Source organism: Hyphomicrobium sulfonivorans, assembly GCF_013306565.1.
GTDB classification, from domain to species: Bacteria; Pseudomonadota; Alphaproteobacteria; order Rhizobiales; family Hyphomicrobiaceae; genus Hyphomicrobium_A; species Hyphomicrobium_A sulfonivorans.
Genome location: NZ_PZPO01000004.1, coordinates 481607 through 494309, shown reverse-complemented (window position 1 = coordinate 494309; position 12703 = coordinate 481607). Strand labels below are relative to the sequence as shown.

Annotated in this window: 9 protein-coding genes; 4 read left to right on the top strand and 5 right to left on the bottom strand. The window is 61.4% G+C overall.

Annotated features, from left to right (window positions below):
* Positions 1–15 precede the first annotated feature (15 nt).
* The 3 genes from C6Y62_RS10560 to C6Y62_RS10550 form a co-directional block, all read right to left on the bottom strand.
* Positions 16–411, bottom strand: a complete 396-nt coding sequence (locus tag C6Y62_RS10560; RefSeq protein WP_173953872.1) for a hypothetical protein — start codon at positions 409–411, stop codon at positions 16–18.
* Positions 412–486: 75 nt separating this feature from the next.
* Entirely contained in the window at positions 487–3690 is a 3204-nt protein-coding gene (locus C6Y62_RS10555; RefSeq protein ID WP_173953871.1) for a DUF3772 domain-containing protein, read from the bottom strand.
* Between the two features lie 44 nt (positions 3691–3734).
* A complete protein-coding gene (locus C6Y62_RS10550; RefSeq protein WP_173953870.1) occupies positions 3735–4082 on the bottom strand; it encodes a flagellar biosynthetic protein FliO in 348 nt (115 codons plus the stop codon).
* A gap of 287 nt (positions 4083–4369) precedes the next feature.
* Between C6Y62_RS10550 and C6Y62_RS10545 the strand changes: the two genes are divergently transcribed.
* From C6Y62_RS10545 to C6Y62_RS10535, 3 genes are all read left to right on the top strand, one after another.
* Positions 4370–6916 (top strand): hybrid sensor histidine kinase/response regulator, encoded by a 2547-nt coding sequence (locus C6Y62_RS10545; protein ID WP_246274565.1) that lies wholly within the window; start codon positions 4370–4372, stop codon positions 6914–6916.
* Between the two features lie 177 nt (positions 6917–7093).
* On the top strand, positions 7094–7570 hold the full coding sequence (locus C6Y62_RS10540; protein WP_173953868.1) for a hypothetical protein: 477 nt from the start codon (positions 7094–7096) through the stop codon (positions 7568–7570).
* 136 nt (positions 7571–7706) lie between these two features.
* Positions 7707–8714, top strand: coding sequence for an SDH family Clp fold serine proteinase (locus tag C6Y62_RS10535; protein WP_173953867.1), 1008 nt, complete (start codon positions 7707–7709; stop codon positions 8712–8714).
* A gap of 25 nt (positions 8715–8739) precedes the next feature.
* Here C6Y62_RS10535 and C6Y62_RS10530 read toward each other — a convergent pair whose 3' ends face one another.
* Positions 8740–9624 (bottom strand): hypothetical protein, encoded by an 885-nt coding sequence (locus C6Y62_RS10530; protein WP_068464600.1) that lies wholly within the window; start codon positions 9622–9624, stop codon positions 8740–8742.
* Between the two features lie 174 nt (positions 9625–9798).
* Positions 9799–11076: a TonB family protein gene (locus C6Y62_RS16745; RefSeq protein WP_173953866.1), complete on the bottom strand. Its 1278-nt coding sequence runs from the start codon at positions 11074–11076 to the stop codon at positions 9799–9801.
* A gap of 384 nt (positions 11077–11460) precedes the next feature.
* Here C6Y62_RS16745 and recA point away from each other — a divergent pair, with 384 nt between their 5' ends.
* Positions 11461–12561, top strand: coding sequence for a recombinase RecA (recA, locus tag C6Y62_RS10520; protein WP_068464594.1), 1101 nt, complete (start codon positions 11461–11463; stop codon positions 12559–12561).
* Positions 12562–12703: the final 142 nt, after the last annotated feature.

Here is a 12703-nt window from a genome sequence, read left to right as displayed (position 1 = left end):
GCGGCGGCCGCGCGCTTATCCGGCGCAGCGACCATAGACGTAACGGTAATCGCCCGTTGATGCCGAGCGGCCTGCAATGACGAGATAGCTTTCGCTGCCATCCGGCGCGAGCGACCACTGCTCGTCCGCAGTCCAGGCCGAATCTTCCTGCCCGCAATCGCTGCGAACTTGCACCGAACCATCATCCTGCGCCGCTGCCTCGTGCAGGATGCACTGACCTTCGTGCAGGTCCACCGTGTTCGTGTTGATGCGAATACGAATGTCGGCGTCGTTGGCAGCGCAGCCGGCAGGCTTTCCCATCTCTGTCGGTTGCCATGAACCGTGATAGCGCTCGGGGATCGTTACCTCAGCGGCGCCCGCAGCCGGAATTGCGGCCATCATGGCGAAAGCGAATACCAGAACGATGCGCATGATGTCCGTTTGATCCCGATTGTCAGTGCTTCACTGTTGTCTGCACGCCTGGCGCCGAAGCCGAGGGCTGTTCCCTTAATCGCGATCGGGCTTGTCGGTGCCAAAGCCCATCGCATTTTCGGCATTGCGCCGTGCCATCGCGGAACGCAGGTCGTCGAGATCGCGCAGGCGGATCGAACGCTGCGGGCTGGCCAATGAGATGCCACGCTCGCGCAGACATTTGACGGCCTGCGTACGCAATTCGCTGCGCACCGCGCCCGCGTGTACGCCTTCCGCCACCGGCACCGACAGCGAGAAGATAAGTGCGTTTTCGCCGATGTCTTCGAAGGCGATGTGAATGTCGTTGCACTCCTCATCGCCGCGTACCGCAGCTTCCCGCAGCGCCTTGAGAACTTCATCGGGATCGCTGTCGTGCGCGACGCCGATCTCGATGAAGGTACGGCCCGCAGGCGTGTCGATGGTGGCATGACCGGCCAGCGCGGACGCAAACGGAATGTTGATGCCCTCTGCGCGCAGCGACTTGACGATTTCTGCGCGCAGCTCTGTCTGTGCGCTAAGCGACTTGTTGATGTCAGCCAGATAGACACGCAGGCTGAAGTCCATGCCGTTATCGCCCAGGTTCTCCAGCACGACGAACGGCGGCGGGTGGCGCAGGATAAGCGTGCTCTTCTCGGCGACATGCTGCAACACGCGCATAACGTGATCAGGATCGGCGAAGTACGAAACCCGCACGTTGATCGACAACCGGCCAAGCAGGTTGCGGTGGGTGAGGTTGTCGACCGTCTGCGAGATCAGCTGCGAGTTGGGAACGATGAGGCTGGCGCGATCGAATGTTTCGATTTCGGTGGCGCGCACGGCAATGCGGCGCACGTAGCCCTGACCTTCTTTCAGCTTCACCCAATCGCCAACTTTGATCGGTCGCTCGACCAGCAGGATGAGGCCCGAGACGAAGTTGTTGACGATGGACTGGAGGCCGAAACCGATACCGACAGAGAGCGCACCGGCGACGATGGCGAGGCTGGTGATATCGAAGCCGGCATAGGAAATTGCCGCCAGCGCCGCGACGGCAAAACCAATGTAGCCAGCGCCGGTGTAAATGGAATTGGCCAGCCCCGCTTCGATCCGGCCTTCAGAGAGCGCTTCCTTGGCAAGCCAGCGCTGCACGATGCGGGTTAGCGCCAGCAGGCCGGCGAACAGGGCCACGGCCGCCAGAATACGCGCCAGAGAAATTCGCAATCCGCCGGCTTCGAAACCGAACACGGCCGCGCGGGCCCAGCTTGTGATTTCCGCGCCGGTGAAGCCCCACGAGAGCATCAACAGCGGCAGCGCAGCGCCAAACAGCAGAATGATGAGCACGCCACGTTGAATGCGTGCGAGTTGACCGCGCCCGAAATCGTCCAGATTGAGCCGCTGGCCGATGTATTCGTTCATGCCGCGCGTGTCGCCGCTTGGCGCCGGCGCCAGCCATCGTATGGCGATATACAGCACGCCGGTCAGCAGTATCCCGGCGCCGGTGGTGAGAAGCTGCGTGGTGATGTAGCGTCCCAGCGAAACGAAGCCCAGCATCGCCGTGCCGATAAGGACGACCGCCAGCGCGATCAGCAGTACCTTCAGCCAGATCGGTTGCCAGCGGGCGATGGGCGCGCCGGGCGCGTTGCTCGGTGGGCCGAGTGGCGTGCGCACAATGACCAGCAGGAACACCGCGTACAGCAGGCTGGCGATAAACGCCGAAACGATGCTGGTAGATAGCGGCAGCGAGAGAATCCGCACCAGGCTGCTGGCCAGATGGTCCAGCGCGAACACGCTGACGATGCCCAGAATGGCCAGGTTTACGGTGCGGGCGCTGGTGTCGGAAATGTTGAACAGCCGCCAGCGCGGCCGGTTTGGCTGCAGCAGCGCGCGGGCGAGAGACAGCACGCCGATGACGATAACGATGGGCAGCACGGTCGCCTGCGCGATGCGCGCAACCTGCCAGTACAGCAGTCCCAGTTCGTCGAGGCCGGCATATAGCAGCGCCAGCGCCGCCATGGGTGGCAGCGCATAGGCCAGCGTTACCCAGGAAGCCATGGCTGCGCGTTCAGGCAGCGACGGATTGGAGCTGCCGCCGCGGTCGAGGCGGCGACGGATCGTGTGCGTAGCCAGAAAATAGAGGCCGGCGAACAGCGCGCCCGCAGCGGCAATGATGCCGAGAAGCGGCAGCGCGCTGAGTTTGGCCGCTTCCCACCAGTTGCCGAAGATGTAGCCCAGCTGCCGTTGTGCAAGGTGGAGCTGCTTGCCGGCCTGTTGCCATACACGCCATTGCAGCGGCGTGTCGGTCTGGCTGAACAGGAAGCGCGTGAAGATGCCGGCACGCGCGTTCTGCACGCGGCTGATGAGCTGGCGGGCGCGCTCCTCGATCAGCGCGGCTTTCTTGATGGCGCCGTCGATCTGCGCGGCCAGTCCGTTGAGACGCTGGCGCTCGGCGGCAACGTCCGGCGCTTCGGGCGGATCTTCAGCGCCGGGAGCCTTGCCGAGCTTGTCGATCTGCGACCGCACTTCCTCCAGGCGCGGCTTGAGCGCATCGGCGGAGGTACGCGCCTTGGTTTCAAGTTTCTCGATGCCCGTGCGCAGCGTCGCCAGTTCTTTCTGGGTGCCGGGCGACTGTTCGAGATTTTTCTCAGCGGCATCGATCGCACCGGAAAGCGCGTTAACAGGCTTCAGAAGTTCTTCGACCGATGGGGGGGGCGCGACTTCGGCGGCAGGAGCCGGCACAGGCGCTGCCGCGGGCGCAGCGGCAGGCGTCGCCGGTTGCGTAGGCGCGGGTGCCGGCCCAGCCTGGCCGGCTGCGGCAGGGTTGGCTTCGCCACCAGGACCGGGAGCAGGCTGTTGCTGGCCGTTAGATGGGCCAGCCTGAGGTTGTGTCTGAGGTTGCGCCGGGGCCTGTGGCGGCTGCTGCGCTGGATCGGATGCAACCGGAGCCTGAGACGCTGCGGCGGGAGCCGCTGGGCTTGCGGTTGGCGCGGCCTGCTGTGGTGCTGCGGGGGCGGCGCCCGGAGTAGGGGCGATGGCAGGCGGAGCGGCTTCCGGCTGCTGAGCTGGCTGGGCGGGTGACGCAGGTGTGGTCGGTGCAGCGAGGGGCTGCTGCTGGTTGGCATTCGTTGCGGCGGCAGGGGATGTCTGCGCCTGCGCGGAGGGTGCGGTCACGCCGGCGGCCAGCGCCAGCAGGAGCATGCCCAACGACAGCACGAACGGCAGATAGCCCGTTTGAGATCGAGCTGGCTTCGCTAGCGGGCAGGGCATCAAAGCTCTCTCGACCGGGAAATGAACGACATGGGGGAGGATGGTCACTCGGCAGCTTCTCCGAGGAGGTGGGGCGGGCGCGTCGACTGCGATGCCCGTTCGATGGCGAGGCTGGAACTGCCCGGCTGGGGTCCATCGATACCGCTTTCGATCACGATGTCCACCGGCCCACCGGTCATTATCAGGTGTTCTATTCCGTCGCGGCGGATGAGTATCAGGCGACGCTTGGGGTCAACGATGGCCTGCTCCACGATCTCAATGCGGCGTGTGGGCTTGGCGGCAAACAGCGCTGAGAAGCGCGGGTTGCGGGTTTTGCGCACCACCCATGCGGCGGCGACAACGCCAGCGGCGAGAAGGGCAAACGCGAGGACGCGCAAAAGAAGTTCAGTCATTTCTCATCCGATGCGCATAACGCGGTTAGATCGTTGACAGAATTTGAAGTGCTGTTTCCAAATCTGGCGCTTTTGGCAGCCGGTTCATGCGATCTTAACCCTAATGATCGAACTCTTTACCGGGCAAGCGCAGTGATCCGAGACGTTGCCAAAGCAATAAATCAGGGCTTTTCAAGGCCCTTCGGTGATCAGCGCGAAGCTTTTTTGTGTGTAATGCGTATCAGAGTATAGCGGCCATGCAGGCGCCCCACGCCACCCCCACTCAGAATCAGGTAGCCTCCCTTCGTATGCGTGAGCACGACGCCATCGAGCTGCCGTCCGCGCCCTTCGACGCCATCAATACGATGCAGGGACTGGGCGGCAATCTGACAACCATTGGTGCGATCGCCGCCGGCGGTCTGCTCGCGGTGGGTGTTGTCGCTGGCGGTCTGGGTGCACCTGTGCTCGCGGGCATGCTGGTCGCGCTTGCCGCCCTCGGGCTTTTCTTCCTTCTCGCCTATAGCGCCGGATATATCCGCATCGGGCAGCCGACCGCCGTTGCCGATGTGGTGAAGGCTGCAACCGACAGCTCCGCCGTGGGCCTGATGGTGACGGGCGATGATGGCGAGCCGCTGTACGTCAATCCTGCATTCGATCGCTTCGTCGGCGCTGGCGAGCGCGACGGTCGGCTGGCTCTGCAACAGAAGCTGGCAGGCAACGCAATTGCAAGCGCGGCGCTGTTCCGCCTGACGCGCGCGGCTGAACGCGGTGAGGCGCTGAGCGAAGAATTCGCGCTGGATCTCAGCGCCGAAACGATTGCGTCCGCCGATCATGAGCTGCGCACCCTGCAGCTTGCCGTCAGCCCGGTTGCGCGTGACGGCGGACAGCGCGCGGTTCTCTGGCGCATCACCGATGTCAGCGCCGACCGTGCGCGCGAAGCGCAGCGCGTTGCCCGCGTTGAAGACGAACTGGCTGGCTTTGACGATGCCCCGGTTGGCCTTGCGTCGGTGGCCGCCGATGGCAAGCTGGTGCACGTAAACGGTACGCTGGCGCGGTGGATCGGCCGTTCGCAGCGCGCGGTTGAAGACAACGGCCTGACGCTGGCTGACATCACCGCCGGTGATGGCGCGGCGCTGGTGGCCCGGCTGACCGCAAACTCGGCGGCGGCAGAGGAACCACGCCCGCTTGATATCGATCTGGTGCGCGAGGACGGCCACCTGATGCCGGTCCGCCTCGTGGCGCGCGCAGCTCCGGACAATGAATGCCTTACGATTGCGGCGGTGAATCTGGCCGGTGAAGGCGCGGCGGAATTTGAGGACGAAGCTGCGGCCGGTGCCCGTTTTGCGCGCTTCTTCCGCTCCGCGCCGTTTGGCATCGCCATGATCGGCTCGGATGGACGCATCGTCTCCGCCAACTCCGCGTTCTGCCGCATGGTGCTGGATGGCGCCGCGGCAACCGGCACGCTGGCGCTCGATGCACTGACCCGCGCCACAAACGCTGAAACCCGCACTGCGGTCGATGAGGGTCTGAAGCGCGTTATCTCCGGGCGGATTTACAACACGCCGGTCGAGATCAGCGCCGGGCCGAAGAACGATCACGTGACCCGCGTGTTCATGAGTCCGTTTGCCGATGGCGGCGCGCGTGAAGCGGCATTGCTGTACGTCGTCGACGCGACGGAGCAGAAGGCGCTGGAAGCACGCTACGCCCAGAGCCAGAAGATGGAAGTTGTCGGCAAGCTGGCCGGTGGCATCGCGCACGACTTCAACAACATGCTGACGGCCATCCTTGGCTTCTCCGACATGCTGCTGGCGCAGCATCGGCCGAAGGATGTTGCCTACAAGGACATCACCAGCATCAAGGCGAGCGCGAACCGCGCGGCCGAACTGGTGCGCAAGCTGCTGGCGCTTGCCCGTCAGCAGACGCTGCAGAACGAGATCATCAATCTGGGTGCAGTGCTGACGGATCAGGTCAACCTGCTCAAGGGTATCGTCAGCGAAAAGTGCGATCTGAAGATCGAATCTGCTCCCGATCTTTGGAACGTGATGGTCGACCGGCACGAGTTCGAGCAGGCGCTCTACAACCTTGCGGGCAACGCCAAGGACGCGATGCCGAACGGCGGCACCATCACCATCAGCGCGCGCAATGTGTCCGAGCGTGAGACGCAGAAATTCGAGCTGCGCGAGTTCAAGCCCGGCGAGTATGTGCTCATTGAAGTGGCGGACACCGGCGAGGGTATGAGCCGCGAAGTGATGGAGAAGATCTTCGAGCCGTTCTTCACCACCAAGCCGGTTGGCAAGGGCACGGGCCTGGGTCTCGCCTCCGTCTACGGCATGGTCAAGCAGTCGGGTGGCTACATCTATCCGGACAGCGAAGCGGGCAAGGGCACCACGTTCCGCATCTACCTGCCCCGCTATCACGCCGACGAAGATACCGCTCCGAAGACGCTGCAGCGTTCAAAGCCTGAACCCAAGGCGACCGATCTTACCGGCACCGGCCGTGTGCTGCTGGTGGAAGACGAAGAGGTTGTTCGCAACTTCGCGGCGCGGGCGCTGAAGCGCCAGGGCTACAAGGTGCTCGAGGCTGGCAGCGGTGTGGAAGCGCTTGAGGTGATGGCGCGCAACAAGGGCAAGATCGACATTGTGGTGTCGGACGTTGTGATGCCCGAGATGGACGGCCCGACGCTGCTGAAGGAACTGCGCAAGGACAACCCCGAACTGAAGATCATCTTTGTTTCGGGATATCCCAACGAAGCCTTCAAGTCGGCGCTGGGCGATGAGGATTTTGCCTTCCTCCCCAAGCCGTTCTCGCTGCCGCAGTTGGCGGCGAAGGTGAAGGAAGAGCTGTCGCGAACCTAATGATATGGCCCATGAGCCACGCTTCGGACTGGTAGGGTCCGAAGCTGACCATGGTCAGCGCGCTGCCGGGAAAAGGCTGGACCGGATTTCCGATAAGACGCACGATCAGCCAATGAGCGGGAGCCGACTGCCGATTCCATCGGAAACGACAGGCTCCGGCGTGCTATGTTGGATGCCATGCAGAGATCCCGACGGATTGCTTTCCTGGCGCTCGCCGCGCTTCTTTCGACGGCGCCGCTAGCCGTTGCCCAAGAGCAGCAGACGCAGAAGATCGTACCCCGCGCCGGTTTTGCGATCGCGCCGCTGCCGACCGATGAGCCGGTACGCGATGGTATGGATGCTATCCGCGATCTGGTGAAGGCCAACCATGGGCTGGCTGTTCATCGCAGCATGACGCCGGAGCAGGGGGTGGATTTCGCTGGCAAGGTGCACGCCGAGGCCGCCAAGATCCGCAAGCAAACCAAGCTTTCCGGCGAAGCGCTGGATCGGCTGAGCGAGCGCTTGACCGAGATTGAAGCCGGCGCCGATGAAGTTGAAGGCAAGCAGCCCGGCGCCGATCCGGCGGACGGCATGATGCAGATTGATGCGGTGCTGGAGAAATATCCGACCGAATTCGATCATCCGGGCTGGGTGCCGGTGAAGGGCGCCCACTAAGTGTAGCTAAAAATCCACAGTCTCACTTCAATTTTTCCCCACAGCCGTAGCGTGCATTGATTTCACTCCACAAGCTCTGCGCATACTGCAGCGGTGCCAGATTAAATATTGATATTTAGTTGGCTATTTTTTCTAAATGGTCGAATTCATGAAATCTCTACCAGACCCCCTCGCTGAAGCAGTTAAGCCGTTGGCGGATCGATTAAATGCAGATGTCTATTTCTATAATGGCAGTATGGCACATCATCGTGACTATGAATGTGCTGAAATAATTTTCTCTTCCATCGGTCACAAGAAAGCGGTGCTTGTCCTTGTGACGATGGGCGGCAGCCCGGATGTCGCATATAAGATTGGACGATATTTCCAAGATAAATACGAAGACTTCTCTGTGTTGGTTCCGGGGAAATGTAAAAGTGCGGGAACCTTAATTGCAATTGCTGCAAATGAAGTAGTTTTTATGCCATATGGGGAATTGGGCCCGCTCGATATACAGCTAACTAAGGTAGATCGCTTTGACAGCATGCAATCGGGGTTGGTTATAAAAGAATCGCTCGATACTTTGGAGAAGCGCGCGCTAGATAAGTTTTTTGAAATAGTCAATGAGTATATGCGGGCAAACAATGGCCTGCTGTCATTCGCCTCGGCGACGCATGCAGCTGCTGAATTCGTTACTAAGCTGTATGGACCGATCTTTGGAAACATTGATCCAGAGGAGATTGGCGCTCGGGCTAGATCTATGAAGATCGCTACGGATTATGGTATGCGATTGGATTTAAAATGGAAAAATCTTAAAGTAAACGCGCTGAAATCTCTTTCCGACGATTATCCTTCGCATTCATTCGTCATCGATCATCGTGAGGCCGATAAACTATTCAATAGAGTGCGGTTGGCAAGAAAAGACGAGCGAGCTCTAGTGGCTGAGCTCGGCAAACTGGCCCGATTTGAGATTCCACGCGTGGCAGCAACTGATTACTTGTTTCAAATGATATCTACTAAACGAAATATAATGCTAGCGAACTCTAATGAAGATGCGTCGAATAATGGCAGTCGGTCAGCTGAATCCATTGCTGGATCTGAACGATCCAGGAAGCGCAAAATATCTAAGACTGGACTTCGATCATTAGGCGATAAAAAATATAAATAGAGTTGCGATCTTACAAGGGGCAGGCTCAGAATTTGCCGGTGAGACCGATGACGGGACCGTGCTGGATCACGTCGAACTCATAGCGGCGATGGCCGACGCCCTGATCGTAATCAACCGACAGCGCCTTGTAGCCAACGTAGCTGTTGAAATCGATGCCGGAGTGACTTCCCAGATAGGCGCTATATGTGCCGATGAGTTGCCAGGTGAACTGGCTGCCCCAGCCGAAGCCGCCGAAATCACCTCGCAGCGCCAGTTCATGGCCTGGCGTCGGCGTGTGCGTCAGGCGCGCGCCCATGAACAGGTCGACCCAGCTGACACTGCCGGACCGGGCCCACGCACCGGCGCCCGATACAACCAGTCCATCAATGTTTGCGTTGCCGGCAAGCGAGAGATTTACGTCAAGATCCTGATGCCAGTAACGCAGGCCCATGAGCAGATCGAGCGTGGTGTCCGTCTCAGCGGAGGAGTTGCCCCACTTGTAACGGTTGGTCTCGTACATGAAGCCTGCTTCCACGATCCAGAAGCTGTAGTCGCTGCGCACTGCGCCACCGACTGAGCCATTGATGTGGGGCGTGAATGTGTGCGAGCGGGCGAACGAGCTGCTGTTGCCGATATCGGCATAGATGACGTCGGAGAAGAGCGTGATGGCGCCGCGCTTGGCCTCCATGTAGCTCATCCAGACGCCTTCGAGATCGCTCAACACCTGACCGGGGTTCTGCTGCACGGAAAAGTCGCGGCCGCGAACCGTCGCGTTGCCGTCCACCCATGTCAGCCAGCCGTAGGGTGTGAAATTGAATTGCCAGCCCGATGGGCCGGGTTTGGCCGATGAAATGGCTGTGCTTACGCCGTCGGCATGCGCGGAGCAGGCCATCAGAATCGACAGTCCGCACGCAAAGGCAGCTGAGCGCATTTCAAGAGTCCTTCAACAGGATACCCACCGGTTTCCCCACTCTGTCTGATTCGCGATCAATTGGTTGTGGCATTGGCGACACGGGCCAACATCAGCCTAGCGTTGCGCATGCGTGTGCTGCCCGGTGTGCTGCGCTGTTCTGGCGGCGTTGGTGCGCGGGCGTAGGGGCCGCCGTCAGCCGAAGATGTAGTCGATGATGTAGGTGCGCGCGTCCGGTGAAAGCCCGGCAGGCGGCTTGATGAACTTGGCGCGGTGAATTGCATTGACCGCCGCATCGTCCAGCGCCTTGTTGCCGCTGGAATGGAGCACGCGCACGTAAAGCAGATCTCCCTGCTGGGTGATCTGGAAGGTGACCAGCACACGTCCCCACATGGCGAACGGACCGGGCCGCGTTTTCATCAGCGCGTCGATCACGGCTTTGTTGAAGGCGTCGGATTTGCCGCCGGCACCGGTGCCGCGCACCTGCATGCCGCCGCCCGAATGCATCGCCTGTTGTTGCGGCTGCGGGCGGGGACGGCGTGGCTTGCGATCGTAATAGGCCGTGACCTGCTCCGACAGGTCGTTTGCGGCCGCGTCCAGCATTGCCTCAAGAGACGACAGCGAGGGTTCTTCGCGCTGCGCCTCGCGCGGCTCTTCCTGCTTGTTTTCGGCCTCGCGTTCCTTCTCCTCTTCCCGTTCAGGCTCCTTTTCCTGCTCAGGTTCCTTCTCGGCCTTTTCCTCCGGCTGCTCCTCGGTCGGCGGCTGCTGTTCAGGTGGCGTTTCTACCGGCTGCGCCTGTTCGATGGGCGGTGTTGGCGGCGTGGGCTGTTGCTGCGGTTGCGGCGGCACCGGCAGCGGCGGCTGATTGGCGCCGTCGTTCCATTTTTCAGTTTTGGCGTTGAAATCGGGTTCCGGCACCAGCTCGACGCTGATCGATTCAGCGCCCTGACCCATCCGTTCGCGCTGACGCTGCTGTTCGGCCAGTTCCTGCTCGATGCCGGCAAGGCCGCCGAGGTTCAGAAACTGGGCCGCAAACAGCGACACATAAAGGAGCGTAACGAACAGCGCGCTGAGCCACAGCGTGCGTTCGCTGCGGACCTGATCCGCGCGCAGCCGCTCGTCGGCATTGAGTGCACCGATGAGGGTCGTATCGGCGGGTGGTTCGGTGGCTGTTGCCTTCTCAGGCTCATCCGCTGTCGTCCGATTGGCATCGGCCGCATCCGTGGGCCTGTCCATCTGACGCGGCGGCTCTAACGTCTCGGTCGGTTGGGGTGCGTCCAGCTTCGGTGCGGTGCTCTCCGCGAGGATGGCGGCGGCGACCTTTGCCGTTTGGGATGCTCCGTCTTTGGCAGCATCGTCGCTGCCAACTGCTGCCGATGGCTTTTCGACATGGGACATCGCCGCCGCAGACGTCGGCTCATGGCCCGGCGTTTGCGGCGCGGTAGCGTCAACGGCGATGTCGTCCTTCGTCACGCCCTGTCCCTTGCCGTGTCCGGTTCCGCCGCCAGCGGCTCCCGAATCGGCATATCAGCCTGCATGCATTCTAGCGCGCCTGCGCTGTCCCGTTTGCGGCCATTTGGCAACGCAGCACAGGCAGAACAAGTGGCTAGCTGTCAGTCGGCGCCGACGGTGTGGCCATGCGGCATGTTGGTTGGATGCCACTATAGGTTGGTGTTGCCGGCTATCCGCATGCGTGGCCCAGCCTGGGACGGGAAATCTCGTGGCGGGATATACCACTCTCGACAAGTGAGAACAAAAGCGGTACGTTTGAGTCGAAATTGAGTGCGGGGCGGTGTTGCCATATAGGTCCGCACGGGATGACAAGCCGGCCAGATCGGGGCCGTCGACGGGGGTGGGATGGACAAGAAGAAAGCGCTCGAAGCTGCGCTCTCACAAATTGAGAAGCTGCACGGCAAAGGGTCGATCATGCGCCTGGGCGCAAACGACCATTCGATTGATGTCGAAGCCATTTCAACCGGCTCGCTGGGGCTCGATATTGCGCTCGGCATCGGCGGTCTACCCAAGGGCCGCATCGTTGAGATCTACGGGCCGGAATCGTCGGGCAAGACCACGCTGGCGCTGCACGTGATTGCTGAAAGCCAGAAGCGCGGCGGCATGTGCGCCTTTGTCGATGCTGAGCACGCACTTGATCCGGTCTATGCGCGCAAGCTGGGCGTGAAGGTCGAGGATCTGCTGATTTCGCAGCCCGATTCGGGCGAGCAGGCGCTGGAAATCGCCGATACGCTGGTGCGATCCAGCGCGATTGACGTGCTTGTCATTGACTCCGTCGCTGCGCTGACGCCCAAGGCCGAGCTGGAAGGCGAGATGGCCGACATGCAGCCGGGCATGCAGGCGCGCCTGATGAGCAAGGCGCTGCGTAAGCTCACCGGCTCCATCTCCAAGACCGGCTGCATGGTGATCTTCATCAACCAGATCCGCATGAAGATCGGCGTCATGTTCGGCAATCCCGAAACGACTACCGGCGGTAATGCGCTGAAGTTCTATTCCTCGGTTCGCCTCGATATCCGCCGCATCGGCCAGATCAAGGAACGCGATGAAGTGGTGGGCAGCCAGACCCGCGTTAAGGTGGTGAAGAATAAGGTGGCGCCGCCCTTCAAGCAGGTCGAGTTCGACATCATGTACGGCCAGGGCATTTCCAAGGTCGGCGAACTGATCGACCTGGGCGTGAAGGCCGAGGTGGTTGAAAAATCCGGCGCCTGGATCTCTTTCGACGGGGAGCGGATCGGTCAGGGGCGCGAGAATGCCAAGACCTTCCTCAAGGATAACCCGAAGGTGGCCAACGCGATTGAAAAGGCGGTTCGCGCCAATGCAGGCCTGATCGAGGAACAACTGCTCGCCGAGGAAGAGCCTGACGCCGAAGGGGAAGAGCCCGATGAGGATGGCGTGCTGCCGGACGAGGACGACAGCCCCGCAAAGCCCGGTCGGGGTAAGCGGTAAGTCCGTCCTGCAAATGGGGTAAGAGCCGTTTCCCATCCGGGCCGTTTTTGTGCCGGTTCCTTGGAGCACCGTGCTGGGCTTCGCGTTGATTGCCGACGCCCGCCGGCGGCTTCCAGTCGGATCACAGGGTGCAGCGGTCGGG

Coding starts and splice junctions, on each gene's coding strand:
- C6Y62_RS10560 (WP_173953872.1), bottom strand. CDS start 411: ATGCGCATCGTTCTGGTATTCGCTTTCGCCATGATGGCCGCAATTCCG.
- C6Y62_RS10555 (WP_173953871.1), bottom strand. CDS start 3,690: ATGCCCTGCCCGCTAGCGAAGCCAGCTCGATCTCAAACGGGCTATCTG.
- C6Y62_RS10550 (WP_173953870.1), bottom strand. CDS start 4,082: ATGACTGAACTTCTTTTGCGCGTCCTCGCGTTTGCCCTTCTCGCCGCT.
- C6Y62_RS10545 (WP_246274565.1), top strand. CDS start 4,370: ATGCGTGAGCACGACGCCATCGAGCTGCCGTCCGCGCCCTTCGACGCC.
- C6Y62_RS10540 (WP_173953868.1), top strand. CDS start 7,094: ATGCAGAGATCCCGACGGATTGCTTTCCTGGCGCTCGCCGCGCTTCTT.
- C6Y62_RS10535 (WP_173953867.1), top strand. CDS start 7,707: ATGGTCGAATTCATGAAATCTCTACCAGACCCCCTCGCTGAAGCAGTT.
- C6Y62_RS10530 (WP_068464600.1), bottom strand. CDS start 9,624: ATGCGCTCAGCTGCCTTTGCGTGCGGACTGTCGATTCTGATGGCCTGC.
- recA (WP_068464594.1), top strand. CDS start 11,461: ATGGACAAGAAGAAAGCGCTCGAAGCTGCGCTCTCACAAATTGAGAAG.